19 protein-coding genes and 2 pseudogenes are annotated in these 25,351 nt (G+C 71.7%); 14 read left to right on the forward strand and 7 right to left on the reverse strand.

Annotated features, from left to right (window positions below; all coding sequences use genetic code 11):
• The first annotated feature begins 104 nt into the window (after positions 1-104).
• Positions 105-947, forward strand: coding sequence for an RNA polymerase sigma factor SigF (locus ACZ5DC_RS21220; protein WP_468654824.1), 843 nt, complete (start codon positions 105-107; stop codon positions 945-947).
• Positions 948-1,259: 312 nt separating this feature from the next.
• A complete protein-coding gene (locus ACZ5DC_RS21225) occupies positions 1,260-2,276 on the forward strand; it encodes a YihY/virulence factor BrkB family protein (protein WP_468654826.1) in 1,017 nt (338 codons plus the stop codon).
• A 343-nt stretch (positions 2,277-2,619) separates the two neighbouring features.
• Here the strand turns inward: ACZ5DC_RS21225 and ACZ5DC_RS21230 are convergent, their stop codons facing one another.
• Entirely contained in the window at positions 2,620-3,054 is a 435-nt protein-coding gene (locus tag ACZ5DC_RS21230) for a MarR family winged helix-turn-helix transcriptional regulator (protein ID WP_468654828.1), read from the reverse strand.
• A gap of 198 nt (positions 3,055-3,252) precedes the next feature.
• Between ACZ5DC_RS21230 and ACZ5DC_RS21235 the strand changes: the two genes are divergently transcribed.
• From ACZ5DC_RS21235 to ACZ5DC_RS21250, 4 genes are all read left to right on the forward strand, one after another.
• Positions 3,253-4,413: a PP2C family protein-serine/threonine phosphatase gene (locus tag ACZ5DC_RS21235; protein ID WP_468654830.1), complete on the forward strand. Its 1,161-nt coding sequence runs from the start codon at positions 3,253-3,255 to the stop codon at positions 4,411-4,413.
• Between the two features lie 152 nt (positions 4,414-4,565).
• Positions 4,566-5,453, forward strand: coding sequence for an STAS domain-containing protein (locus ACZ5DC_RS21240; protein WP_468654832.1), 888 nt, complete (start codon positions 4,566-4,568; stop codon positions 5,451-5,453).
• Positions 5,454-5,556: 103 nt separating this feature from the next.
• Complete coding sequence (locus ACZ5DC_RS21245) at positions 5,557-6,003, forward strand: anti-sigma regulatory factor (RefSeq protein WP_468654834.1); 447 nt, start codon at positions 5,557-5,559, stop codon at positions 6,001-6,003.
• Positions 6,004-6,382: 379 nt separating this feature from the next.
• Positions 6,383-7,570, forward strand: a complete 1,188-nt coding sequence (locus tag ACZ5DC_RS21250) for a PP2C family protein-serine/threonine phosphatase (protein WP_468654836.1) — start codon at positions 6,383-6,385, stop codon at positions 7,568-7,570.
• A 24-nt stretch (positions 7,571-7,594) separates the two neighbouring features.
• Here ACZ5DC_RS21250 and ACZ5DC_RS21255 read toward each other — a convergent pair whose 3' ends face one another.
• Positions 7,595-8,092, reverse strand: coding sequence for a MarR family winged helix-turn-helix transcriptional regulator (locus ACZ5DC_RS21255; RefSeq protein ID WP_468654838.1), 498 nt, complete (start codon positions 8,090-8,092; stop codon positions 7,595-7,597).
• 619 nt (positions 8,093-8,711) lie between these two features.
• On the opposite strand from ACZ5DC_RS21255, the gene ACZ5DC_RS21260 reads away from it, so the two are divergent.
• Both ACZ5DC_RS21260 and ACZ5DC_RS21265 read left to right on the forward strand, forming a co-directional pair.
• Entirely contained in the window at positions 8,712-10,379 is a 1,668-nt protein-coding gene (locus ACZ5DC_RS21260) for a PP2C family protein-serine/threonine phosphatase (RefSeq protein WP_468654840.1), read from the forward strand.
• Positions 10,376-10,696 carry a hypothetical protein gene (locus ACZ5DC_RS21265; protein WP_468654842.1) on the forward strand — a complete coding sequence of 107 codons (321 nt, stop codon included), beginning with the start codon at positions 10,376-10,378 and terminating at the stop codon, positions 10,694-10,696. The genes ACZ5DC_RS21260 and ACZ5DC_RS21265 overlap by 4 nt, the downstream gene beginning before the upstream one ends.
• 555 nt (positions 10,697-11,251) lie before the next feature.
• On the opposite strand, the gene ACZ5DC_RS21270 is transcribed toward ACZ5DC_RS21265, so the two are convergent.
• The gene (locus ACZ5DC_RS21270; protein ID WP_468654898.1) at positions 11,252-12,508 is read right to left on the reverse strand and encodes an APC family permease; all 1,257 of its coding nucleotides are present in this window, start codon (positions 12,506-12,508) and stop codon (positions 11,252-11,254) included.
• Between the two features lie 427 nt (positions 12,509-12,935).
• Here ACZ5DC_RS21270 and ACZ5DC_RS21275 point away from each other — a divergent pair, with 427 nt between their 5' ends.
• From ACZ5DC_RS21275 to ACZ5DC_RS21290, 4 genes are all read left to right on the forward strand, one after another.
• On the forward strand, positions 12,936-13,655 hold the full coding sequence (locus tag ACZ5DC_RS21275) for an Orn/Lys/Arg family decarboxylase (protein ID WP_468654844.1): 720 nt from the start codon (positions 12,936-12,938) through the stop codon (positions 13,653-13,655).
• Between the two features lie 469 nt (positions 13,656-14,124).
• A complete protein-coding gene (hflX, locus tag ACZ5DC_RS21280) occupies positions 14,125-15,264 on the forward strand; it encodes a GTPase HflX (RefSeq protein ID WP_468654846.1) in 1,140 nt (379 codons plus the stop codon).
• Positions 15,264-16,778 carry a formate/nitrite transporter family protein gene (locus ACZ5DC_RS21285; RefSeq protein WP_468654848.1) on the forward strand — a complete coding sequence of 505 codons (1,515 nt, stop codon included), beginning with the start codon at positions 15,264-15,266 and terminating at the stop codon, positions 16,776-16,778. Before hflX ends, ACZ5DC_RS21285 begins: the two co-directional genes overlap by 1 nt.
• 105 nt (positions 16,779-16,883) lie before the next feature.
• Entirely contained in the window at positions 16,884-17,297 is a 414-nt protein-coding gene (locus tag ACZ5DC_RS21290) for an SDR family oxidoreductase (RefSeq protein WP_468654850.1), read from the forward strand.
• Here the strand turns inward: ACZ5DC_RS21290 and ACZ5DC_RS21295 are convergent.
• The 3 genes and pseudogenes from ACZ5DC_RS21295 to ACZ5DC_RS21305 form a co-directional block, all read right to left on the reverse strand.
• Positions 17,272-18,420 (reverse strand): phosphotransferase family protein, encoded by a 1,149-nt coding sequence (locus tag ACZ5DC_RS21295; protein ID WP_468654852.1) that lies wholly within the window; start codon positions 18,418-18,420, stop codon positions 17,272-17,274. The genes ACZ5DC_RS21290 and ACZ5DC_RS21295 overlap by 26 nt on opposite strands.
• A 58-nt stretch (positions 18,421-18,478) precedes the next feature.
• Positions 18,479-18,904: pseudogene (locus ACZ5DC_RS21300) on the reverse strand (ATP-binding protein); the annotation flags it as partial.
• A gap of 187 nt (positions 18,905-19,091) precedes the next feature.
• Positions 19,092-19,229 (reverse strand): hypothetical protein, encoded by a 138-nt coding sequence (locus ACZ5DC_RS21305; protein WP_468654854.1) that lies wholly within the window; start codon positions 19,227-19,229, stop codon positions 19,092-19,094.
• Positions 19,230-19,455: 226 nt separating this feature from the next.
• Here ACZ5DC_RS21305 and ACZ5DC_RS21310 point away from each other — a divergent pair, with 226 nt between their 5' ends.
• Together ACZ5DC_RS21310 and ACZ5DC_RS21315 are read left to right on the forward strand one after the other, a co-directional pair.
• Complete coding sequence (locus ACZ5DC_RS21310) at positions 19,456-23,346, forward strand: HEAT repeat domain-containing protein (RefSeq protein WP_468654856.1); 3,891 nt, start codon at positions 19,456-19,458, stop codon at positions 23,344-23,346.
• A 176-nt stretch (positions 23,347-23,522) separates the two neighbouring features.
• The gene (locus ACZ5DC_RS21315; protein ID WP_468654857.1) at positions 23,523-24,107 is read left to right on the forward strand and encodes a hypothetical protein; all 585 of its coding nucleotides are present in this window, start codon (positions 23,523-23,525) and stop codon (positions 24,105-24,107) included.
• A gap of 648 nt (positions 24,108-24,755) precedes the next feature.
• Here the strand turns inward: ACZ5DC_RS21315 and ACZ5DC_RS21320 are convergent.
• Positions 24,756-25,127: pseudogene (locus ACZ5DC_RS21320) on the reverse strand (leucine zipper domain-containing protein); the annotation flags it as partial.
• Positions 25,128-25,351 lie beyond the last annotated feature (224 nt).

Genomic DNA, 25,351 nt, shown 5'->3' on the forward strand with positions numbered 1-25,351 from the left:
CCGGGACATCCCAGGAATGCCGGCCGGCAGCCGGGGTAGACGCTCGCCTGTCGGCCGACGGACCGGCGAAGACGACAATCCGATCGACTGGGAGGGGCGCGACCGTGGCGACGACGACCGTGCGGACCTATGAGCAGACGGTGACGGTGCCGGAGATCGCGGACCCGTCCAAGGTGGCGCCGAAGGACGCGCGGGAGCTGTCGAAGCTGTTCTTCGAACAGCTGGCGGTGCTCGAGGAGGGCACGCCGGAGCACCAGTACGCCCGCAACACGCTGATCGAGATGAACATGTCCCTCGTGCGCTTCGCGGCGGCCCGGTTCCGCAGCCGCGGGCAGGAGGAGATGGAGGACATCGTCCAGGTCGGGATGATCGGCCTGATCAAGGCGATCGACCGGTTCGAGCTGTCCCGCGAGGTCGAGTTCACCTCCTTCGCCGTCCCCTACATCGTCGGTGAGATCAAGCGCTTCTTCCGTGACACCTCCTGGGCGGTGCACGTCCCGCGCCGGCTCCAGGAGGCCCGCGTCCAGCTCGCGCGCGCCAACGAGGAACTGCGCAGCCGGCTGGGCCGGACGCCGACGGTCAAGGAACTGTCCGAGCTGATGTGCCTCCCGGAGGACGAGGTCGTCGAGGCCCAGCTCGCCTCCAACGGCTACCGGTCGGCCTCCCTGGACGCCGCGATCAACGGCAGCGAGGAGGGCGAGGCCGCGCTGGCGGACTTCATCGGGGACGAGGACACGGCCCTCGGTCTGGTGGAGGACTTCCACGCCCTCGCTCCGATGATCGCCGAGCTCGACGAACGCGACCGCAAGATCATCCACTGGCGCTTCGTCGAGGAACTGACCCAGGCCCAGATCGGCGAGCGGCTCGGCGTGTCGCAGATGCACGTCTCGCGCCTGATCACGCGTCTGCTGACCCGCCTGCGCGAAGGCATGCTGAGCACCACCTGACACCGGGGGCCGCCGGCCGGACCGTCACCGGGTCCGGCCTCACCGGCGCGCTCCGGCGCTGTGACACGGCGGTGTGACACGTGGTCCGCCCCGCAGCGCAGGCAGCCGCCGTCCGCGGCCGCGGACCAGGACCGGCCCGCACCGCCGATCACGGCCGGTCACTCCGCACGGGTGGAGAACCGGCCCGCCCGTTTCGGAACGGTGTGGGCGGAGACTTCTGATGGCGTGCGGTGCGTAGATTCGTCGCCCATGGCGCCGGTCATCCGTTGCTTGCTCCCCGTGCGGCCGAGCGCCCTTCACCGGGGGTGAACCATGAGTGTCCTCGCACGCCTGGACCGGTATCAGCGACGGCACCGCTGGGTGGGCCAGCCGCTCGGCGTCCTGTACAAGTTCTACGACGACCAGGCGCTGTACCTCGCGGCCCTCCTCACCTATTACGGTTTCCTCTCGCTCTTCCCGCTGCTGCTGATCCTCGTCGTGGTCCTGAGCACCTTCCTCAGTGACGACCCCCACCTGCGGCAACGGGTGCTTGACTCCGCCCTGAGCGAGTTCCCGGTCATCGGTGACCAGATCGGGGAGAACATCCGCTCCTTCCACGGCAACGGTGTGGCCCTGGCCGCCGGCATCGTCGGCAGCCTCTACGGCTCTCTCGGCGTCGCCCAGGCCGCGCAGTACGCGCTCAACAAGATCTGGGCCGTGCCGAGGCACGCCCGCCCCGATCCGCTGCGGTCGCGCCTGAAGGGCCTGGTCTTCCTGCTGCTCCTCGCCCTCGGACTGTGTGCCTTCACCCTGCTGTCCGTGGCGGGCTCGGCGACGGGCGTCCTCGGCGCACGGCTGCGGGGCGCGACCTGGATCGCCGCCACGGCAGGTTCCGTCTGTCTGAGCACGGTGCTGCTGCTGTTGAGCTACCAGCTGCTGACGCACCGGCCACTGCCACTGCGCCGCCTCCTCGGCGTGGCGCTGGGCGCCGCCATCGCCTGGCAGGCACTGCAGTGGGTGGGCTCCTACTACGTGAGCCACGTCCTGCGCGGCGCCACGGCCACCTACGGCCTGTTCGGCATCGTGCTGGGACTGCTCGCCTGGCTCTATGCCGGGGCACTGATCTTCGTCACAGCCGCCGAGGTGGGAGCCGTGCAGATCATGCGGCTGTGGCCGCGCAGTCTGCTGTCCCCGTTCACGGACCGGGTGCACCTGAGCCCGGCGGACCGCCGCGCCTACCAGTCGTACGCGGCGACCGAGGCGTTCAAGGGCTTCCAGAAGATCCGCGTGCACTTCGGGCCACCGCCCGACGCCCCGCGGCACGACCAGCCGCCCGACGACACCCGGTGAGACGGTGACCCCCGCGCGGGGACGTACGCCCGGCCCGCACCGGCTCGGACGATTGCCGGCGGCGGGCCCCGCATCTGATCGGCTCCTTCCGGAGTGGTCGATTCCGCTTCCGGGTGACTCCGAGACGCTGCTCACAGCGGGCGGCGGTGACGGCGGGGTATCCGAACCGGGAGACTCACGGACCTGACAGTTGCCGTTTGACAACTATGGCCGTGAGGCAACAAAGTGTCGGAGTCGTGACGCACGGGGAAGGAACCGCAATGCTCCGGTGGACGGAGGTCGCTCCGTGTGCCGGCCATCCAAGCCCTGAACCGCGGGGGCGACCGGTGGCTGGGCCCTGTGTTCAGGCCGTCTGGTCTCCGGCGTCCGGCGCGGTGTCGTGTATCTGCAGTGCCGCCGTGTCGCAGAACGCCTCGAGTCCTTCCAGGAGCGCGGTCCGCTTGGCGGCGGGCATCAGCTCCAGGACCGCGTGCAGTTCCCGCTCCCGGCGCGCACGCAGGTCGGCGAGGAAGGCGCGACCGCGGCTGCTGAGATGCAGCCGCACCTCGCGCCGGTCGGCCGGGCTGACCACCCGCTCCAGGAAGCCGGCGGCCACCAGGCGGTCGCACAGCCGGCTGGTGGACGGCGGGGTGGAGGCGAGGGAGTCGGCGAGGGTGCGCAGGTTGATGCCGTCCTGGTGCTCGAGCATCAGCAGGACGCGCAGCTGGGACGGAGAGGCGGGCGCGGTCGAGGCCCGCCCCCAGAGGACTTCCAGCAACTCCACGGCCGTCAAGGTCACGCGTGCGACTTCGGCGGGCTCTGGGCGGGGGCGGAAGACAGTCACCGTCACACTCTCGCAGGCACTGGGACGGCCGCCAGCGTACTAGGTGCCGCGAGCGGCAAGAGATGGTTCGGACGAACGGCGCGATTCGACTCCGGGTGGCCTCGTCACCCGGGCCGGGCCCGTGTCCGTCGAAGGATAGGTGTTTTGACCGTCGTGAACAGATTTGTGACCGCCGAGCGCGCCCTGCGCACGGCGGCCCCGCATGCGTTGTTCGACGCTGTGCGCGGTGTCCTCACCAAGGAGTACGCCGCGCGCTCCGTCGAGTTGTACCTGGCCGACTACGGGCTCACCCTCCTGCAGCCGGTGTCGGCGGCGTCCCACGGGACGGAGCCGGTGTCGGTGTACGGCAGCGCCGCCGGTCGTGCGTTCGGTGCCCAGGAGCCGTTCGTGGAGGTGCTCCACGAGGGCCCCGCGCGCGTGCATCTGCCGGTCACCGTGCGGGGGGACCGGCTGGGCGTGCTGTCGGTCACCCTGCCGGACGGGGAGGCCGAGCCCGGCCGCCTCGACGAGCTCGCGGAGATCGCCGAGGTGCTCGGGCACGAGATCGTGGTCGCCGAGCGGGACACGGACGTGTATCTGCGGGCCAGGCGCAAGGACCGGCTGACCCTGGCCGCCGAGATGCAGTGGCAGCTGCTGCCCGGTCGCGCGTGCTCCCGTCCCGAGTACGAACTCGGCGCGCAGCTCGAGCCGGCGTACGCCATCTACGGTGACAACTTCGACTGGTCCGCCACCGCGGACCACCTCATGCTCTACGTCACCAACGGCATGGGGGAGGGCATAGAGGCCGCCCTGCTGACCAACCTGGCCATCAACGCGCTGCGCAACGCCCGGCGGGCCGGTATCGCCATCGACGACCAGGCGGCCCTGGCCGACCAGGCGGTGTACGCCCATTACCGGGGGCGCTGCTACCTTTCCGTGCTCATGTTCGACTTCGACCTCGCGACGGGCCGGGCGAAGGTCGTGGACGCGGGCTCACCGCAGTTGCTGCGGCTGCGTGACGGTTCGGTCGAGCCCGTCGCCTTCGAGGCGCAGCTGCCGCTCGGGATGTTCGAGGAGACCGACTACGTGCCTCAGGACTTCCAGGTCCAGCCGGGGGACCGCCTCGTCTTCGTCAGCGACGGGGTGCACGCGGTCGCCTCGCCCAAGGGGGAGGCGTACGGGGACACGGCGCTGGCCCGGGCCATCACCTCCACCCGCCTCCTGCCGGCCGCCGAGGTGCCGCGCGCCGTCCTGCGCGAGCTGACCGGCCATCGGGGCCGTTCCGTTCCGGACGACGACGCCCTGGTGGTGTGCCTGGACTGGCACGGACGCTGACGTCGCGCGCCAGGGCGGTCGCGTCCACGAGCCGGATGTGTCGATGCTGTGTCGTTTCACCACGCCCGCAGCGCCCATGCTTGTCATGAGACAATAATTGCCGCTGTTGTGCCCGACGCGTCGGTCGCAGCGGCCCGTCGCGGAGGGAGACGATGCAGGTGCCGGAGCAGCCCGCGGAAGGGGTGGCGGCGCGGGAACTGGGGAACTTCCTGGAACGCCGCCGCGAACAGATCGCCCAGCGGTGGGCGGACATGCCCCTCTTCCGTACCGTGTTCACCGTCTCCCGCGACGAAGCCGTGGAGGCCTGCAAGGTCGTGGTGGACGCTCTGCGCGAGGTCGCGTCGAGCGGCCGGCTGGAGAACGTCGCGGCGTCCGGATTCGACCCCGCGCGCGAACAGCTGGGACGCATGGCCGCCTCGCGTGCGCGCAGGGGCGTCAGCCCGGCGCGGATCGCGAACGAGGCCGCCGGCCTGCGAGCGGCGGCCGCCGAGCTGCTGCGCGGCGAGGAGCTGCCCGATCATGAAGCGCGCGAAGCCCTGCTGGCGCTCACCGTCCTGACGGGGACGCTGCGACTGGTGATCATGGAGACGGCCGTCCTGGCCGGCGAGGAGCTGATAGCCCGCCAGCGGCACCAACTCCTCGAGATGGCCACCCCCGTGATCAGCCTCTGGGAAGGCGTCGTCGCGGTGCCCCTGATCGGCACGCTGGACAGCGCCCGCAGCCAGGTCGTCATGGAGTCGCTGCTCCAGGCCGTCGTCGAGCGGGGGGCCCGCCACGCGATCCTCGACATCACCGGCGTCCCCGCGGTCGACTCGCTGGTCGCGCAGCACCTGATGCAGACGGTCGCCGCGGTGCGGCTGATGGGCGCCGAGTGCATCATCTCCGGCATCCGCCCCGCCATCGCGCAGACGATCGTGCACCTGGGCATCGACCTGAGTCCGGTCCACACGCGCGGCTCGCTGGCCGACGCCCTGGAGTACGCGCTCGCCCGGCAGGGCATCGAGCTCTCACTGCGCGCGGCCGGTGCGACACCACGATGACCGCCCTCCTCCCGGGAGGACGGCCCACCGCGCCGCCGGCGGCACCGCGGGCCGTCCTCCCGGCCCCCCGAGGCCGTCGACTCGTTCCTCCGGGGGGCATGTGATGCCCGCCTCCGACCCCGCCGCCACGACCACCATGCCCATCGCCTCCGACGCCGATCTCGCGTGGGTCCGCCACCGGGTACGCCAGTGCGCGGCCGGACTCGGGTTCGGGCTGGTGCAGCAGACGAAGCTCGTCACCGCGGCCAGCGAGCTGGCCCGGAACACGCTGGTCCACGGCGGAGGAGGACAGGTCGAGATCACCTCACTCGCCGACGGCCCGAGGCGGGGGATCAGGCTGGCCTTCACCGACAGCGGACCCGGCATCGGCGACGTGGACCTGGCGATGACCGACGGCTACAGCAGCGCCTGCGGTCTCGGGCTGGGCCTCGGCGGGGCCAGGCGGCTCGTGGACGAGCTCAGCGTCGACAGCCGGGCAGGTCAGGGCGCCGTCGTCACGGTCGTCGCCTGGGTGACCGGCAGGCCCGCCGGTCCCACGGGGAACGGATGACGCGGGTGCGGGAGCTGCCGGCCACGACTCCTCCCGGGTGCGGGACGTGGCAGCCGACGATGCCCGGGTCCATGCCGCCCGGACGCCCGTCCCACCGCGACCGCGGTCCGGCCGCACCGAGCCGGCGACCGGCCCGCCCCGGCCCGCCCGGCGCCGGCCGCCCGCTGACGGGCCCCGCGTCCGTGAGGGACGCTCCCAGCCCGCGGACCCGGCCGCCCGGACGGTCCGCCGCGTGCACCCGGCGCTCCCCGTGCGACGAAGGCGAGGCGCCTGCCGTCAGGGCCGGGCACGCGCGTCCGTCACCGCCGCGCCGATCACGCCGGAAGCCGCCCCGGAACGCGATAGCGTGGAGGTCGCAAGGGGAGAGGATGGAGAATCCGTGAACGCCTTTGAACCGGTCCCGTCCGTGGAAGCCCAGCTGCGTGCTGCTCCGCCCCACGCCCTGGTGCCCACCGCCGGCCGCCTGCTGGCGCAGCGCTTCGGCGCCCGGGACGTGACGCTCCTCCTCGCCGACTACGGCCTGAGCGTCCTGCAGCCCGTCACCGAGCTACCGCACACGGGCGATCCGGTCTCGGCGCACGACGGTCCCGCAGGTACCGCCTTCACCACGCAGACCCCGGTGATCGAAGTCACCGCCGAACCGGCCACCGAGCTGGTCCACCTGCCCATCACCGTACGCGGTGACCGGCTCGGCGTGCTCTGCGTGCGCGTTCCCGACACCGCCACCGATCCGGGTACGGTCCTGCGGCTCGGGGAGTTCGCCACCGCACTGGGCCACGAACTCACCACGGCCGGCCGGGACACCGACCTGTACCTCCTGGCACGCCGCACCCGCCGGCTCACCCTCGCCGCCGAAATGCAGTGGCAGCTGCTGCCGGGCACGGGCTGCGTGCGCGACGAGTACGTCATCGGCGCCCACCTGGAGCCGGCCTACGCCATCGGCGGCGACAACTTCGACTGGTCCTCCAGCGCCGACCACCTCACCCTCACCGTCACCGACGGCATGGGCCAGGGCATCGACGCCTCCCTGCTCACCAACCTCGCCGTCGGGGCGCTGCGCAACGCCCGCCGTGCCGGGGTAGGCCTCGCGGACCAGGCCTGCCTCGCCGACCAGGCCCTCTACTCGCAGTACCGAGGCAAGTCGTACGCCTCCACCCTCCTGCTGCGTTTCGACCTCGCCACCGGCCGGGTCCATGCCGTGGACGCCGGGTCCCCCCAGCTGTACCGCCTCCGCGGCACCAGGATCGAACGCGTCGAACTGGAGGCCCAGCTGCCGCTCGGCATGCTCGAGGAGACCCTCTACGAGGAGCAGGCGTTCCAGGTCGAAGCGGGAGACCGCCTGGTCGCCGTCAGCACCGGCGCCCACGGCACCCGTTCGGCGACCGGAGAGGTGTTCGGCGAGAGCGTCCTGCGCCAGGTCCTGAGCGCGACCCGGGGAACACCACCGCACGAGACGGCGCGCTCGGTCGTCGCCGGTCTCCTGGAACACGTCGGCCACCAGGATCTGCTCGCCGACGCCGCCGTCGTCTGCGTCGACTGGAACGGCCGCCCCGGCGAGGCGCCCTGAGAGAGCGTGGCGGGCCGGCCGGCCCTACGGTGCCTCCGGTGACCCGGGCGGCACCTTCCCGTGTGCCGAGAAGAAAGCTTTCATGCCGCGGACCAGCGCCGCTCGCTCCGCGGGCGCCATCTGTGCCAGCACACCGGCCAGGGCCTGGGTGCGCCGACGGGCCACGTCTCCCAGTACCCGCCGCCCCTGCCCCGTGAGCCGCAGCTGCACCTCACGGCGGTTGCGCGGGTGCAGCGAGCGCTCCAGCATCCCGGCCGCCTCCAGCCGGTCGCACAGCCGGCTGGCGGTGGGAAGCCCTATGTCCAGCCGTTCCGCCAGACCGGTGAGATTCACCTCCGGCGCCGTCTCCAGGGTCCTGAGCGCCCGCAGCTGGTGGAGCGACAGCCGCACAGCCGCCTCCTGGGCGGCCGTCGACCACAGGTTCGCAAGGCTCTCCACGGCATCGGCGATCTCACGCGCGCCGGCGTCCGGCACGTCACCCGAGCTCTCAGCGCGATCGTCGGCGCCGCCGGGAGAAGTCACGAACACATCACTTTCCATAGGATCCGGGTGCTGCGAGCACCACCCATAATCTCTCGCTGTACCCGAGGGGCTTGTCGGCAAGCAGCGTTCTTGGCACGGGACCACCCGGCCGCCCCGACAGGTGCACCTGAGCGGCCCGCTCGCCGCTCGGGCGGCCGCCACGGGCGCCGCGCCCGCGGACGCGGCGGGCGACAGGGACGGCCTGCGACGGACGGCCGACGACCGGGCGGGTCAGCAGCACCCGAAGCGGGATCCGGACCGCCTCGTGCGCCGGCGCGGCGGCCCGGCCGGTGACGGCGCGGTTCCGCCCGGCCACCGGCGTCCGGGGTGGCACCGCCCCCCGACCGGCCGCACGATCGTCACCGTCCTCCATGAGGCGGATGTTCTCACCCCCGACACTGCGTCATTCCCCCGGCCACGACTGCGGCTCCCCTTCCCCGAAACGTCGATGACATGCCCGTGACTCGTCCGCAGGATCTGGGCGAAACGGATGTAGTGGTCCGGTGCGACTTTCCGGGACGGGTTGCGACGGCGGGTGCGGGTGCGGGACTGTTGCCGTACGACATCTGTTTCCCCATGACAGGAAGGTGGTGAGGTACGCACGTGCGTGCCTCCGCTTGTGTCTTCTTCCCCCGGTACCTCCGCCCGTTCCCCCGATGCCGGCCACACGGTCGGCGCGACCTGGACTGACGCACCCTGTCCCGTCCTCGTCGTCGACCGGCACGGCGGCCTCGTGGACATCAACGGGGCCGCCCGGAGACTCCTCCCCGGTGCCGTCAGCGGCGACTGGCTGCACGAGCACGTCCCGCCCTGGCTCTGCGACGCCCACCAGGGCATCGGTGAGGGACTGCGCGGCACCCACGCCGAGCCGCTGAACGGACCCATCAAGGAGCGCCACTTCGAGGCGCACCCGACGGAGGCCGAGGACGGCGACGTCGTGTGGTGGCTGCTCGACGACACCGACCGCCGCCAGGCCCAGACCGCGCTGACCGACGCGCAGACGCGCACCGAGATCCTCTCGGAGGTGTCCACCACGCTGCTGTCCACGCTGAACGTGCCGCGCTGCATGGAAGTGACCGCCGCCATGGCCGCGGAACACCTCGCCGACGCCGCGGTCCTCGTCGCCCCGCCGAAAGGCCGGCGCCACCCGCTGACCTACGCGACCAGGGGCGGGCCGGCCACCCAGGTCACGCGACTGGTCGACGTCTCCGGCGTACCGGGCCTGACCGAAGCCCTGCAAGGCTTCCCCCCGGTACCCGCCCGCTGGATAAACCCCGCCGACCTCCCCGACTGGGTCACCCCGGACGGTTTCGCCGGCCCGGTCGGATCCGTGATCGTCGCTCCGCTCCCCGGCCACGGCGTACCGGCCGGAGCCCTGATCCTGGTGCGCGCCAGCACCGAGCAGTCCTTCACGGAAGGCGAGGAGGTCTTCGCCCGGCTCTTCGCCGCGCGCGCCGGCGCCGCCCTCTCCGCCGCCCGCCTCTACAGCGAACAGGCCACCGTCACCGCCACGCTGATGCGCGAGTTGCTGCCCCCGCCGCTGAGCAGCGTGAACGGGGTGGAGTACGCCGGCGGCTACCGCGCGGCCAAGGACCACGAACGGGTCGGCGGGGACTTCTACGACGTCCACCCCGGCTCCGACCCCTCCCAGGACACCTTCGTCGTCCTCGGCGACGTCGCGGGCAAGGGTCTGGACGCGGCGGTGCTCACGGGCAAGATCCGCAACACGCTGCACGCGCTGCTGCCGCTGACCGACGACCATCAGCGGGTCCTCGACCTGCTCAACGGCGCCCTTCTCACCTCCCGTCACACACGCTTCGCCACGCTGGTCCTCGCCTCAGTCCGCCGCCGCGGCAGCCGGGCACGGCTCCGCCTGACCAGCGCCGGACACCTGCCGCCGCTCATCCTCCGCGCCGACGGAACGGTGGAAGAAGTACCCGCCAGAGGGACCCTCGTCGGGGCACTGCCCGCCGTCACGGCACACACGGTCGAGACGGTGCTGGCGCCGGGAGAGACCTGCCTGCTCTACACCGACGGCATCACCGAAGCGCGCGGCGGCCCGCTCGGCGACGAGTTCTTCGGCGAGCACCGCCTGCGCCGGGCCCTGTCGGAGTGCGCGGGCCTCCCGGCCGAAGCGGTCGTCGAACGGGTGCAGATGCTCGCCGCCCACTGGCTGGGTGCCGGCCGCCACGACGACATGGCCGCCGTCGCCATCAGCGTCCCCCGGCCCGGCCCCCTGACCGTCGTCAACGGGCGCTCCCGCGCGAGGAACACGAGCAGCACGTGATCTCCTCGGCCGCGTCCGCCGGTCTGCCGGACCGGCTGTGGACGGCAGCGGCCGACGACGCGGGGGAGGAGACTGGGCCTTCGGCCGCCGGCCGCACCACCCGGCACCGGAACGCCACGCTGCTCGTCAGGGCCGTGTCACGGCTGGCCGCGTCGACGGCGAACGGCACGCCGCCCCCGCCCGGCTCGTCGCCGAGGCGCTCCGCCCGCGCGGCCGGCGGGCCGACCATCCCGGCGCCCGACCCCCCACACCGCATCTGGTCGCAGGGGGCGGACGACCTGCCCCACCTGGCGGACCGCGATGGCACGAGGCCCTGACCCCGGCGCCCACGTCGACGACCCCGGAAGCTTCACCGCGTTCCCGCCCCGGACCGCCGACGCCCTCGAGGCCAGGCACGCCCCGGCAGCTCCGCACGTCCCGCCCGCACCCCACGCCTGCCGCACGGGGCGGCGCTGCGGCGCCCGACCGCACTCCCCGTCCCGCCACCGGCCCCCACACCCAGGCATGACCGACCCGTACCCCACCGAATCCACCCTCACCGTCCTCCGTACGGCCGGCACGCTGACCGTGGGAGTGGGCGGCGAACTCGACTACGACACGAGCGACGGCCGGACCGAGATGATCGTGCGGCACCTGACAGCCGACGAGGCCGGACTGAGCGACGTGGGCTCGACCCGCAGCCGGGCGGCCCGAGCCGCCGCGTCGCCGTCCCGGCCGGCGGCGAGTGAGCACAGCAGGAGCGCAGCGCCGGCCGCGCAGCCCGATCGGCGCTGTCCGGGCCGGCCCCGGGCAACGGTCGCCCATCGGCGTACCGGCGTGCCGGCTCATCGGCGACGCGGCGGGAGAACCTGGGCCGCGGGCCCCGGCGTCGCTCAGGAGGAGACCCGGCGGCGGCGCCGGGCGGCGACGGCCCCCAGGACCACACCGACCGCGATGACGATCAGCCCGCGCGCCCAGACCTCGGCCTCGACCTGCGTGGCGAGCGCCACGCACGAGGCCGCCCCCAGGACGGGGACGGCGGTGTACGCCCGGAAGTGCGGGCGGTCGCAGCGGTCGCGCCGCTGGACGAGCACCGCGGTGTTGACGATGAAGAACACCACCAGGAGCAACAGCACGAGCGTGGAGGCGAGGCTGGCCACGTCACCGGTGAGCGCCAGCAGGAAGGACAGCACGGTCGTCACCGCGATCGAGGCCCACGGCGTACGGCGGCCGGGAAGCACCCGGGTCAGGAAGCGGGGCAGGAGCCCGTCCCGCGCCATGCCGTAGGCCAGGCGGGAGCTCATGATGCCGGTGAGCAGCGCGCCGTTGGCCACTGCGACGAGGGCGATGGCGCCGAACACCTTCGGCGGCACCCCGCCGGCCTCCTTCACCACCTCCAGCAGCGGACCGCTGGAGCGGGCCAGCGTCGCCGTGGGGACGGCGGCCGAGGCCACGACACCGACCAGGACGTACACGGCTCCCGCCGTCACCAGGGCGCCGAAGAGGGCCCGCGGGTAGGAGCGGCGCGGGTCGCGGGTCTCCTCGGCGACGTTGACGGAGGTCTCGAAGCCGACGAAGGAGTAGTACGCGAGCACCGTTCCGCCCAGCACACCGGCGGCGGCCCCCGTGTGCGCGGTGCCGAGGTGGACGAGCCGGCCGGGGTCGCCGTCGCCGCGGAGGAACAGCCAGACCCCGAGCCCGACGACGAGCAGGAGGCCGCCGACCTCGACGACCGTCGCCGCCACGTTGGCGCGGGTGGACTCGCTGATGCCGCGGGCGTTCAGCAGGGCCAGGGCGCACAGGAAGGCGGCCGCCACCAGCACGACCGGAAGGCTGACGAAGACGGCCAGGTAGTCGCCGGCGAAACCCCGCGCGAGCGCGGCGACGGAGACGATGCCCGCGGCGAGCATGCAGAACCCGGCGAGGAAGCCGGTGAACGGCCCGTAGGCGAGGGTCGCGTAGTGGGAGGCGCCGCCCGCCCTCGGGTACTTCGTGGCGAGTTCGGCGTACGAGGCGGCCGTCAGGAGCGACAGCAGCAGCGCCAGGAGCAGGGGCAGCCACACGGCGCCCCCCGACTCCGCGGCGATCTGGCCGACGAGGACGTAGACACCGGCGCCCAGCACGTCGCCGAGGATGAAGAAGTACAGCAGGGGGGTCGTCAGGGCCTTCTTGAGCGCGGGGGCTCCGCTGTGCGGTGAGCCGTCCGTCTCGGCGGTGGAAGGCGTGGAAGGCGTGGAAGGAGTGGTAGGAGGTGTCACCATGCCCGGCTACCCCCCTGGGGCCGGCCGCAGACGGGGACGGGCGTGTGACGTGCGGGGACCGCCCCGGCACGGCTCGCTGTCCGCCGGGTTCGCCGTCGACCGGGCTGCCGTCGGCGTCCAGAGGCCCGACGTGCTCGCGGAGCCGGGGGAGTCCCGCCCTGCTGCCGGTCGCCGGGCGTCACCGCGTGCCGGAAGGGTCGCTCAGGTACGGGGAGAGCAGGCGGCGGTACTCCGTGGAGGGCCGCCAGGCCGAGCTCCCGGCGCGGCCGGTGCCAGCTCCGTCTTCCACCTCCAGGGCGACCGGGTCTCACCCGAAGTGCTCAAACAGCGCGAGGACCTGCTCGGCACCACCAGCTCCTCGTCCCTCGTGTACACCACCCTCGACGGATGGCGCCGCCACATGGTCCAGCACGGCCACGGCCTGCTGGACGCGGCGCTGCACCGCACGGCACGCATCCGCAAGGCCGTCACCGGGACGCCCGGCCTGCGCCTGATGGGCCGGGAGGTCGTCGAACAGGGCCTCACGACGGAACTGGATCCGCTGAAGATCACCATCGACGTGCGGGAGCTCGGCATCAGCGGCATGCAGGCCACCGAGTGGCTGCGCGCCCACTGCCAGGTCGACATCGGCTCCTCCGACACCTGCCGGCTGAGCGCACAGATCACCCACGCCGACAACGACCGGACCGAGAACCTCCTCATCGACTCCCTGCACCGCCTCGTCGAGCACGCGGACACCATCGAGACGCGGCCTTCGGTCCGCCTGCCCGAGCCCCGCGCGCTGCAACTCGAGCAGGCCACGCTGCCCCGGGACGCCTTCTTCGCGAGCGCCGAGCACGTCTCGGCCCGGGACGCCGTCGGACGCGTCGCGGCGGAGACGATCAGCCCCTACCCGCCCGGCGTCCCCGTCGTCGCCCTGGGCGAGGTCATCACCCGCGAGGTCGTCGACTACCTGACCAGCGGCGTGGCCGCCGGCATGCTCATCCCCGACGCCGCCGACCCCAGTGCCGAAACCCTGCGGGTGACGGCCCGGTAGTCCGAAGCCGTGTTCCCGCCCCGCCCGCCTGGCCAAGGGCGCCCGGCACCCACAGGCCGCCCGGCATTCACAGGCCGTCTCGCACCCCTTGCCAAGGCCGCCGGGCACAGCCGACCGTGGGTCCGCGGGGCCGACTGGTCCCCTGATCGAGGGGGGCGCGCGCGAACGACCCGCCTCCTGGCCTCGGCACGACGCAACGGCCGCCGACGGCTGGGTGCCGGTGCGGAAGCATGCACGGCTGTCCCGGGGTACTTGGGAATCCTGTCGTCCTCCCCGGCCGCGCGGTCCCTCCCGCGGTCAGAGGGGCCGGCTCCTCACTCGGCGAGGCACCGGGCTCCGGCTGGGAAGTGCACCGACCTCGGCAGGAGCGGAGACGATCATGCCAGGCACATGGTTGACAGGCGGGCAGCCCGGAGCGACGAGCGCGACGAGCCCTGCGGACGCTGCGGAAGCACGCGGGTGGCGGGCGGTGCTGGTCGGACTCGCGGACCGCGACAGCCCGGATTCCGCGACGGCGGACTCCCTGGACGAGCTGGAGCGTCTGGCCGCGACCGACGCGATCGAGGTGACGGACCGGGTGGTACAGGTGCGGGAGCGCCCGGACCCGGCGACGTACCTCGGTGCGGGCAAGGTGCGCGAGCTCGCGGAGCTGACCGAGGCCCGGCAGGCGGACCTGGTGATCGCCGACGGTGACCTCACCCCGGCCCAGGTACGAGGTCTGGAGGACGGCGTCGGGGCGCGGGTGGTGGACCGGACGGGGTTGATCCTGGACATCTTCGGCGAGCACGCCCACAGCTCGGAAGGCAAGGCACAGGTGGAGCTGGCGCAGCTCGCCTACGAGCTGCCGAGGCTGCGTGGCCACGGCCGGGAGATGTCCCGGATCGGCGGCGGCCGGGTGGCCGGCGGTGCCGGGATCGGTGTGCGTGGCCGTGGTGAGACGCGTCTGGAGATCCGGCGACGCCATCTGCGCCGGCGGATGCGGACCCTGCGCGAGCAGGTGCGCCGCACCGCGCGCCGCCGTGAGGTGACCCGTGGGCGCCGGGTGCGTGACCGCGTGCCGTCGGTGGCGATCACCGGTTACACCAATGCCGGCAAGTCGGCCCTGCTGAACCGCCTGGCGGGCGCGGACGCCGAGGTCGCCGACGTCCTGTTCGCCACCCTGGACCCGCTGGTACGCCAGGTCCGCACCCTCGACGGACTCGCCTACACCCTCACCGACACGGTCGGTTTCGTCCGCCGTCTCCCGCACCAGCTCGTCGACGCCTTCCGGTCGACCCTGGAGGAGGTCGCGCGGGCCGATCTGGCCCTGCACGTCGTCGACGCCTCCTCCCCGCAGGCCACCCAGCACATCGCCACCGTGCGCGAGGTGCTGCGGGAGATCGGTGCGCAGGACGTTCCGGAACTGCTGGTGCTGAACAAGGCGGACCTCGCCGAACCCGAACAGGTGGCCGCGTTGCGGCGCCTCCACCCGGGCGCAGTCGCCGTCTCCGCCCGAACGGGCGAGGGTCTGGGCGACCTCCGCAAGGCGCTGAGGGACCACCTTTCGGCGCTGTTCCCGCCGGTGCCGGCCCCCACCGCCCCACCCGCCGGCCAGGAAGGAAGCACGTGATGCAGGACCCCGACCCCGCCGTCCGCGGCTATCCGCACGACCGCGTCGGCGCACTGCGGGACGATCTGGCCGCCTGGGTGCGCATCCCGTCGGTGTCCGACGACCCGGCACACGAGCGGGACGTGACCCGTTCGGCGCGCTGGCTCCGGGCCCACCTGCGGGAGACCGGCTTTCCCGAGGTCGGGGAATGGGACACCGACGGCCCGCAGACCGTGTTCGCCTGCTGGCCGGCCGAGGCCGCCCCGGACGCGCCGGCCGCCCTGGTCTGCAGCCATCACGACGCGCACCGGCGCTGCGGTCCGACGCCAAGGGGCAGGTGCCGGCGCACGTCTGGGCCCTGCTTGCGGGAAGCCGCCGTCCGCACCGCGACACGGGGCGTGGTCAACGCCCATCTGGAAGTGCGCGGACCGCGCCGGGACGTGCACAGCGGCGTCGTCGCCGGCACCGCTCCCAACCCCCTGACGGAGATCTGCCGCCTGCTGGGCCGGCCCCACGACGACGAGCACCGCATCACGCTGCCCTGCGACACGGTCGCGCAGCCGTCCCAGCGCCCGGGCACTGCGCATACGCAACGCACTGCTCCCAGGCGCCGGAACACTCGCCTACCTGCTCGGGGATCCCTGTGGGCGGCTGCGCGGCTGAGCGGCGGGCCGCTCGCCACCGGGGAAGGCAGAGGGCACGTTCCCGTGGTCACGCGAAACCGGAGGACGGCCATGGAACCGGATGACCAGATCATGCAGGGACCCGGCGAGCGGAGAGTCGCCGAGGCGGCGGAACGGATCGTGGCCGAGGGCGGCCCACGGTTGCACCGCACCTGGACGTCCTTGGTGGCCACGTCACTGCTGGGCGGTATCGACGTCGGTGTCGGCGTCATGGCGCTGCTGTTCGTGCGGCACGCCACCGGCAGCGAGCTCCTGGCCGGACTGGCCTTCTCCGTGGGACTCATCGCCTTGCTGCTCGGGCACAGCGAACTGTTCACAGAGGGGTTCCTGGTGCCCGTCGCCACCGTCATCGCGGGCGCGGCCACCTGGCTGGACCTGGTCAGGATGTGGGGAACGGTCCTGGTGATGAACCTGGTCGGCGGATGGGTGTTCATGGGGCTGGTCATGCAGGCCTACCCGGACCTGCACGGCACCGCGGCCGCCTTGGGCGCGAAGTTCGTCGACGGCGGGTACACACTGGGCACTTTCTGCCTCGCAGTGCTGGGCGGCGGCGTCATCACGCTCATGACCCGTATGCACCATGGCAGTGAGTCCATGACCGGGAAGATCACCGCATCGATCACCACCGCGTTCGTCCTGGCCGGGTTCGGGCTGTGGCACTCGGTGCTGGACTCCCTCATCGCGTTCGCCGGCCTGCACACCGGCACGACGGCCTACGGTTACCTCGACTGGCTGAAGTGGCTGGCCTGGGCGGTCCTGGGCAACATCGTCGGCGGCCTCCTGCTGACCACGACCCTGCGCCTCATCCGCAGTGCCCCCGTGCTGAGCGACGACACAGCACGAACCGGCTAGTGACGCCGGCGACCACCGGCCGCACCGAGGTGGCCGCCAGCCGTCCAGGGCACCGTTACGGTGCCTCGTTCCCGGGGGTCAGGCCGGCTGGCCGGGAAGGCGGCGGTGATCACGGGCGGCGACAGTGGCATCGGCAAGGCCGTGGCCATCGCCTTCGCCCGGGAGGGCGCGGATCTTCTGCTCTCCTACCTGCCCGAGGACTCTGACATGCCGGTGCCCACGCTGCTGCCCTACGACGTGACCAAGGCGGGCATCGCCAACATGGTCGGGGCCATGGCACAACTGCTGGGCGAGCGAGGAATCCGCGTCAACAGCGTGACCCCGGGGCCGATCAGGACACCGCTGATCCCCGCGACGATGCCGCCCGAACAAGTGGAGACCTTCGGCTCTCAGGTTCCGGTCAATCGTCCGGGCCAGCCGGCCGAGGTCGCCCCGGTCCATGTGCTGCTCGCCTCCGACGAGGGTTCGTACGTCTCCGGCGCCCGGATCGCGATCACCGGCGGCCAGCCCATCCTTTGAAAAGCGAGTCCAGCGAGGTTCGGGCCAATCCGTTCCGCTCCCGGCTGTGGCGCGACGGCCGCGAGGGCGGCGGCGAACTCTCTGGCTGACCCATGTAGTGGCGGAAGCGATGCGTATGTAGCGGACGCGGTGCTACGAGACCAACAGAGCCAGCGCTTCCTTCGCGTTGTGCTCGGCGATTTCCCGCATCACCGTGCGGTGCGGGAAGTCGCCATCGAGCAGGCGAAGGGGGCCGGCCACCCAGTGAGAGACGCATCGCGAGCATGTAGAGGTCGAGTCGTGCCGGATCGAGTCCGGGGCGGGACAAGGCTGGGTACTGGTCACCGAACCGAAGCCGCAGGAAGACGTGCTCCCACTCGACGTCGAAGAACATCAGGCCCTCGATGTCGATGAGGACAGGGTGGCCGGAGGCGTCGACCAGGACGTGGCCGGGCCCGAGTTCACCGTGGATCAGTCCGTGCTGCGTGCGCGGAGCCACTCGTCCGGCCGGCTCCTGCAAGCGATCGTGCAAAGAAGCCGCGGCTGATCCGATGCTGGGGTCGCGTTCGGCAGCCTCGGCGAGATCCTCGATGGCACGGTCGAGCACCAGTTGCTCGCATGAATCGCCACTCGCTCTGTCGCCCCGTTCGAGCACGTCCACCCTGCCGTAGTGCTGGCTGTGCTGCTGGTGCATCACGTCAAGCATGGCGGCCAGCTCACTCAAGGCATGTGCCGCGCGTGCGGGATCCGTCTTCAGGAGCGCTTCAAGAGTGCCGCCGGCAACGTCCTCGACAACCGCCACGTCCGCCGGGTAGCGGCGTCGGCCGTCGTCAGCGAGAAGCACCCCTGGAACCCGCACTCCAAGGCCGTCCAGTCTCCGCTGGGCCGCCAGGAAGGGGACCAACCCGGAGGCGGGAGCGAACGGGTGGGCCGCGTCGACGGCTTCCGCAGCCGGCCAGAAGTTCTCGGCCCCGGCCCAGCTGTAGACGATCACACTCGCTGTACGTGATCCGCTCGTATGAACCCGGTAGACCCCCTTCTTGCTCCCACCGCGCAACCGGTCCACTCCGACGACGCAGGCCTCCGCCCCCAGCGCCTCATGCACGATCCCTGACAAGGCTTCACCATCCGCGAACTGGCGCATCCGACGACCCTGTCTCCGGCCGGAAGCACCGCCGGGCCGAGCCGGCCTTCTGTAGATCAGTCCTGGTCCAGCCGCCGAAGGACTCGTTGGAGGCGATAGCGACGCCGTTCTTCTCCTCCCGCGCGGTCAGCACCTGGAACAGCGGCTCGGCGCCGTGCCGGCTCAGTTCCTGTAGCCGAGCTCGTCGATGCAGAGGAGGCCGACGCGGCCGTAGCGGGCGGTGGTCTTGTTCAGCTGCCCGCAGGGACTTCTCCCGCGGGTAGCCTGCCGCCTTGATCCGCCGTTCCGAACGGCGTCGGGCCCGGTCGTCGCGCTCGGCCATCAGCAGCTCGGCGAGGAAGCCGCGGTAGGTGCTCTCATCCTTCATCGCCCGGTCGGCGATCTCGGGGAACTCCTTGCGGTTCGACGGCAACCGCAGCATGCGGCAGGCGGTGTCGATGGCGGCGTCGGCGGCCTGCTCGGTCAAGCCTCGCTGGCGTGGCAGGGTCTCTGCTGCTTCCCCCTCTCGGTGCCCGCCGTTGACGCGACGACGTCGGAGCAACCGGTCATAGAGGGTCACCGACGGCAGGGGCCTGGTGTCCGCCGGGAGCCTCGCACCACGGACATGCGCGCCCGCGTCGAACGGTTCACCGAGGTGACCTCAACGACACGGGCGCGGCGGCGACGGGCTCCTACGAGGCGTCGGAGGTGTCGCGGTGGTCGTCCGGTGTGCGGCGAGTGCCGACAAGGGCGGTCGCCAGGGTGAGTGCCGAGGCTGCCAGGGACAGGGCGGCGGTGGCCAGTTGGAGGGCGAGTGTCCAGTACTGCATGAGTGTTCTCCTCTGCGGAGCGGTGAGGAGGGGCCGGCCGGATCCCCGTTGGTGTACGCAGCCTGGCCGCGGAGGGAGACAGGCGGGGATCTGCCGCGTTCTGCGTGCTGGACGGCCTATGCTGCCGCAGGCAGGCACCGGGGTGGGCGTGCGCGGAGAGAACGCGTGCAGGACGGGGGAGAACACCCCGCACGTGCCCCCGTACCGCGTCGGGAAGGGAGGCAGCGTGGGACGAGGCAGGAGGATCAACCGCTCCGGCTGGCCTGAACAGGGGCCGCAACGCGAGCTGTTGGAGTGGCTCGACGCCGTGCACCTCGCCAACGGCGTGAAGAGCATGGCCGATGTCGCGAAAGGCATGGGCCTCTCCGCCCGCTCACGGGTCAATGCGCTGCTGCGGGGAACCAACGGTGCACTTCCCGCCGACGAGGCGCAGTTGACGCGGCTCGTGCGCGCTCTCGGCGGGGGCGACGACGACGTGCGGGTCGCCCTGCAGCGCTACGCAGACGCGGTCAGGGCGCGGGACCAGAGAACCGTCGCTGCGCGCTCGCCCGCCGAACAGAAGGCCGCCGACGCCGTTGCCCTCTACGGGGACCGCGCACTGGAGGTGTACGGACGCCTGGACCTGGAGGTGCTCGCCCCGGCGGGGGAGGCGCCGTCGGCGGTCCGGCTGCCGGAGGTGTTCGTCCCCCCGGCCGTGCGGGCTGACCCCCCGCCTGTACACCTCCCCCGGGAACTGCAACGGCGCGTGTCGGAATCGGGTGGGCTCCTGAACCACGAACTGCTGCCACCAGGGTCGGACCCGGATGCGTTCGAGCGCCTGCGCACCTCGTATCTGGCACGCCCCGAACAGTGTGTGCTGGAGGCGCTGGCCGGACCCGCGGGCCGCCGAGTGGTCCTCCTCGGCGATCCGGGCGCGGGCAAGTCCACCCTCATCCGCTACCTGACGCTGACCCTGACCCGCGGCGAACCCGACGGCGCCCTCCAGCCGCTGAAGGGCCTGGTGCCCATGGTGGTCGAACTGCGGCAGTACGCCGACGAGCGTTGGCGTCACAGCGGTTTCGAGGTCTTCCTCGACCACCAGTACAGCGATTTCACACTCGGCGTCCCACCCGCCGTCCGGGACCATCTGCTGGCCGAGGGCCAGGCGCTGGTAATCTTCGACGGTCTGGATGAGATCTTCGACGCCAAGGTGCGGACGGAGGCCGTACAACGGATCGCCGGTTTCGCCGCCCGCCACCCCGCGACGCGCATCCTGGTGACCTCCCGAGTCATCGGGTATCAACGTGCGGTCCTGGACGCCGCGGGCTTCGCCCACTTCACGATCCAGGACCTGGACGACGAGCGGATCAGCACGTTCGCCGACCGCTGGTATCGCGCCACCTGCCCTGATGACACCATGCTGGCCCGGGAACGGTCGGAACGGCTCACGGCGGCGATCGAGACCTCACAGCCGCTGCGGGAGATGGCGGGCAATCCGCTCCTGCTGACCATTCTGGCCATCATCGGCCGGCACCCTTCCCTTCCACGCAACAGGCGGGGCGTGTACGACCACGCGATCAGGGTCCTGGTCGCGCACTGGGACGAGGCCGCCAAGATGCTCAAGGCGCCCCTGCCCCCAGGCGTCGCCGAGGCACTGGACGTGCTGGGCCCGGTGGGACGGCTGAGGCTGCTGCGTCTGGTGGCCCGCACCATGCAGGAAGGCCACAACGGCATCGCCGGCAACCACATTCACTCAAGCGACCTCGAAGGTGTCTTCCGCGACCATCTGCAGCAGTACACACCCGGCCCCGTCCAGGCCACCCTTGCTGCCTCGGCCATGATCGCCCAGCTGTACCAGCGCAACTTCATCCTGGCGCCCTACGGAGAGGACATCTACGGTTTCGTCCACCGCGCCTTCCTCGAACACCTGACAGCAGCCGACATCGCCCACCGGTACGAAGAAGAACGTCATTGGACGCCGGAGGGTTTGATCGACCAGGTCGTCACCGTGCGGGCCGCTGACCCCGCGTGGCACGAGGTACTCGTGCTCCTCATCGGGCAGTTGGACGTGGACGACGCGACCGCCGCCATCGACCGGCTCCTGGACCTCCACGCCCGGCGAACGGACCCCACCGACGCCCGCTACGCGATCCTGGCCCTGCGCGCCCTGGCCGAGGCGGACAAGGTCGCAGCACCGGCCGCCCAGAGCGCTGCCGCCGTCGACGCCGTCACCGCGGTTCTGCATACGCGCGGTTCCAAGGGGCCGTGGCTCCTGACCGAAGCGTGGTCGGCGTTGGCCTCGTTCAACCGGTACCAGGCCGGGCGCGAGTCCTACCTGCGCTGGTACCGCCTGAGCGGACAGTTCTCCTTCAGCGACGAGCCGACCGCCGTCCTGGCCTTCGCTCTCAAAACCCACGACGACGAGCTGGCGGCACTCGCCCGCAGCTGTTACTACGGCTTGGACCGTCTGACATTCCTCTACGTACTGGGACAACGGAATCCGCACGACGACACTGTCCTCGAACTCGTCCTGCGTGAGGCGACGCTCAGTCCCGGTCACCGAGTCCGCTCGATGGCGCTGGAGGTACTCGGAGAGGTCTGGAGGGACCAGGAAGACGTCCGCGCCTTCCTGATCACCCGCGCCGCCGAAGATCCCAAAGCGAACACCCGCGGCAGAGCCCTGGAAGTCCTGGGCGCCTGGTGGTCGGATGACGACCACGTCCGTGACCTGATCGTCCACGCGGCCACCCACGGCGACCATCCGTTCGTTCGTAGCGACGCGCTGCGCACTCTCGGCCGTCAGTGGCACGGCCGTGAGGACATACGGTCCGTGCTCATCCGACGTGCCCGCGACGACCAGGACGACGACACACGCGGCACAGCGCTGCAGACGCTGAGACTGCACTGCACCGGCTACCGGGACGTGCTGGACTTCCTGACACAGCGAGCCGCCGACGACACCGACGCCGACCTGTGCCGAAGTGCGATACGGGTCCTCGGCGGATGCGTACACGGAGACGACACGATCCGCGCTCTGCTGATCGAACGTGCCGTCGACTCGTCCGCTCCTGGCGTCCGCGAAGTGGCGTTGGACGCGTTGGCCGGGAAGTGGCCTGGGCACGCCGACATCCGCCAGACGCTCGTCCGCGCCGTCACCGACGATCACTGTCCACGTGTGCGCGCGACCGCCCTTCGGCAACTGGGCGAGCGCTGGTCCCGGCACGAGCGCGTCCGGGAGCTGATCCTGCGCCGGGTGCACCAGGACGCGGATGAAGAAGTGCGTGGTGCTGCCGTAGAGGTGGTGGACAACCACTTCCGCGACGATGACGACGCCCTCAGCAGCCTCAGCCGCGCAGCCACCGGTGATCCGCACGAGAGCGTCCGGCGGCGTGCCCTGCGTGTGCTGGCCGAGCAGTGGGCCGGACAACCGGACATCCGCGACCTTCTTGTCCGAGCCTGCGCCGACGACGTGGACCTATGGACCCGCGCGACCGTGCTGCGGGGCCTGGTGGAGCACTGGCCCGCTCGGGAGGACGTTCACCAGCTGCTCCTGGCCTCTGCCGATCACCCACACCGCTACACCAGCTCCACCTTGCTCGACGAGTTGCGGGATCACTGGCCCGACCGCGACGACGCCCGCGCGGTCCTGATCCGGCTGGTGACCGAGCGCGAGGACTATGTCGTCGGGAGCTCCGCCGTGAAGGTGCTGGCGAAGCGGTGGATGGACCGCACCGACGTCAGAGCCTTCGTACTGGGTATCGCCGCGGACCCCTCGCACCGCTACGGGGACGTGGTGCTGGATGTGCTGTGTGAACACTGGGCCTACCGCGAGGACGTCCGGGACACCCTCATGCGGGCAGCCTCGGACCAGCCCGGCAAGGACGCCCGTGCAAAGGCCGTGAAGGTGCTGGGCCTCCGCTGGAGGGACCACGAAGGCGTGCAGGAACTGTTCCGTCGGCGCGCCGTCGCCGACCCGGACCCCGAGGTGAGGTTCTCCTCGCTCCGTTGGTGGGTGGTCAAGGCCGGCGAGGACGAGGGGGCGGCGCTGGTGAGCATGCGCGCTGCCGAGGATCCGGACCCGGAGACGCGCCGCAAGATCAGGCACATGCTCGACCTGGGCTGGCCGACACATCCATGAACCGCTGCTGTACTGCGAGGCCGCGTTCACGCCCTCGCCGCCTCATCACGGGCGGCTCCATAGAACTTGTCCAAGCCAGGGCACCACGGCCTCGGCGGTGAGAGACTTCGGCGGATCGCGTGCCGCCTCGGCGCGAGCAAGGAGGAGTGGAAGCGGTGTCCAATGGACCTGGGGCGTTGGGGACGATCCTGATCGCGCTGGCGACTGCGCTGGTCACGACGGTGGGGACCGGCTGGCTCGTGGTGCCTCGGCTGGAGGCCCGTAAGCGGAGGATCGGGGAAGCCCATCAGGCGCGAGACCGATTTCTCGCGTCGATGCTCAGGATCGTCGCGGCAGCGGCCCGGCTGCGGGAGTTCGAGGAGCCGGCCGCGGACGACCCGGGGTGGACGGAAGTGATGCGCGAGCGCGTCCGGGCGGAGCGGGCCCGGTGGATGAAGCAGCTCGACCAGGCGACCGAGTGGATGGTCGACAACATGGAGACCTTCGCGCCGACCTGGCCCACAGACGTCCTGCGCCAGATGATCGGCACGTACGTGGCCCATGCCCGCGCGGTAGCGATCTCCGAGCGTGAGGACATGAAGAAGGCCGAGCGACTGGCCGAGCTCACCGTGCCGGTATGGGCGGTTTTCGGCTCCCGGGGCTGGCAGCGCAGCCCCCGTCTCCTCCCCAGGTCGATCGAGCGGCTCACTGCGGCCGTTGAGGCGCTTGGGGCCGACGCGGACCCACAGGTAGACGTTCCCCAGCAGGCCCCCGCTGCCTGACGCCGTACCATCCGGCACTGTCCCGTGCGACGTCGACGCCGACCTCCACCACCAGCTCCGGCGTCACGAGAGTCACGAGCAGAGCGCCCCCGGCCCGTGACGTCCACGAACCTCACGTGGCCGGCCGGTACGTCCAGGGCGGAGGTGCGGCACCCGGTGGAGCCGGATTACCGGCCGGAATGCGTTCCGGAGCACGCTGAAGAGGCAGAGCCCCTAACTCGTTGCACGCAGGTCCTGCCTGGGGCCGTACTCGGATCACCAAGGGGCGAAGGTGCAGACCCCGAAGGGTGGTCCGAAGCACATCGTGCTCGCGTACGTCGTCGACCAGGTGGAGGAACTGCCGAACGCCATGCTCGCCGCCGTGGTGGCGGATCTGCTGATCGGGGGGCGAAGCGGCTGCTGCGGTGACCTCGCCGGAGTGGGGTTCGGAGTGCACGAGCACGGTGACGGGCTGGCCACACGGGGCCGGCCCCTGCGCTCCAAGGGGGAGCACGTGAACGGGTACCAGTCGATGCCGGACTGTCAGCGCTGTTGTGAGAAGTCCGTTCGTCGGGCGGTGGTATTCCCCGCGAGCACCGAGTCGCCGACCGGCCTTTATCCGGATGGGACCGCTGGCGCTCTTGTTGTTGGGCGCACCGGGGCGCATGCCCGGTCGCAGGCGGCCAGGACGGGCAGACGGTGCCGGACGAGGATGCGATGGTCGGTCGAAGCGACGATGCCCGTCCTCGCGGCCAGCCGCACCGGACCGATCCGGTGCTCGCATCGCAGCCGGACGACCTGTTCTTCCACGGCGGCCGGGGCCTGCCGCGGCGATCGGAGCGGCCGGCTGGAGCGGTCCCGCATCCCCGCTGCACCGTGCTGCCGGTAGCGGCCTGCCCAGCGTGCGGCGGTGGTGTGGCTGACCTCGAAGCGTTCCGCGGCGCGCCGCAGCGGCCAGCCGTCGTCCACGACACACCGGGCCAGACGCAGCCTGCCGGTCGGGGTCAGCGGCGCATTACGGTGGGACGCGAGGGCCTCCAGAAGGCCCTCACCTGTTCAAGCACCCAGCATGCGTGTCACCAACGTCCCGGGACAGAACACCTAGGACTTGTCCGGCCGATCATGTGACCACTCCGCTGTCGTGTCGTTGATGTGGACATGGGGCGGGGTGATCTGACGGATGCCGAGTGGGAACGGCTGCGGCCGTTCCTGCCGGTCAGCAACAGGCGTTGTGGCAGGTGGCGGGATCACCGGCAGGTGATCGA

It is taken from the genome of Streptomyces sp. NPDC031445, from assembly GCF_055581365.1.